Source organism: Roseomonas sp. KE0001 (assembly GCF_016107285.1).
Classification (GTDB): Bacteria; Pseudomonadota; Alphaproteobacteria; order Acetobacterales; family Acetobacteraceae; genus Pseudoroseomonas.
Genome location: NZ_RCVQ01000042.1, coordinates 1 through 838, shown reverse-complemented (window position 1 = coordinate 838; position 838 = coordinate 1). Strand labels below are relative to the sequence as shown.

The window sequence follows — 838 nt, the reverse complement described above, 5'->3', positions numbered from 1 at the left end:
GGTTCCGTTGCAAAGTTCGCAGCAAGTCGCAAATGGCCGCGGTAGGTTTCGGATTAGGCGGCGACCTGGAACAACTCGGCCACACAGCTGGCTTGGGCCCGCATGTCTCGTCCGCCTACCTCGTGTACCTGCTCCTTTCTGAGCATCGCCATCGCCTCGTAGCCTGCCAGTGTTCGTCGCGCCGTATCGAAACCGCCGAAGCCAAGCCCTGGTCTGACCAAGCGTTTCATGCGCCGGTGATCTTGTTCCACAATGTTATTGAGAAACTTGCATTGTCGTAGCCGGGCGAAGCGCCACAGCTCGTCGTCTGCCTTCATCTCCGCCGTGGCGCACGGGTAAGCTGGGTTCTTGTCCACTGTGATCGTGCGCGGGTTTACCGTGTGCGGCTGCCGCAGCGCCTTGCGAAAGAAGCGCTTTGCAGCCTTCGCGTCGCGCTTGGCCGAGAGCAGGAAGTCGATGGTCTGACCACGGCTGTCGACCGCGCGATACAGGTACATCCAGCGGCCTTTCACCCGAACATAGGTCTCATCGACTCTCCACGACCCGTTGGACATACGCAGATAGGGCCGGAGCCGTCGCTCCAGTTCCGGTGCATAGGCCTGGACCCAGCGAAAGATGGTGGTGTGTGCGATGGCAACACCGCGGTCCTGCAGCATGAGCTCGAGGTCGCGGTAGCTGATCGGGAACATGAGGTACCAACGAACTGCCCAGAGGATCACCTCGGCGGTGAACTGCCGGCCTTTGAAGGTCAGATCCGCCCGAAGTGTCGCCAGTCGCCGTCTTGCCATGTCCCAGCATGGCTGCGATCGCCTCGACCCGCAAACGATGCAACAGAACC

At 61.0% G+C, this 838-nt stretch carries 1 protein-coding gene; it reads right to left on the bottom strand.

Annotation, left to right across the window (positions count from 1 at the left end; translation table 11 throughout):
- Window positions 1–53: 53 nt before the first annotated feature.
- Entirely contained in the window at window positions 54–788 is a 735-nt protein-coding gene (locus tag D9598_RS20885; RefSeq protein ID WP_075800922.1) for an IS6 family transposase, read from the bottom strand.
- Window positions 789–838 lie beyond the last annotated feature (50 nt).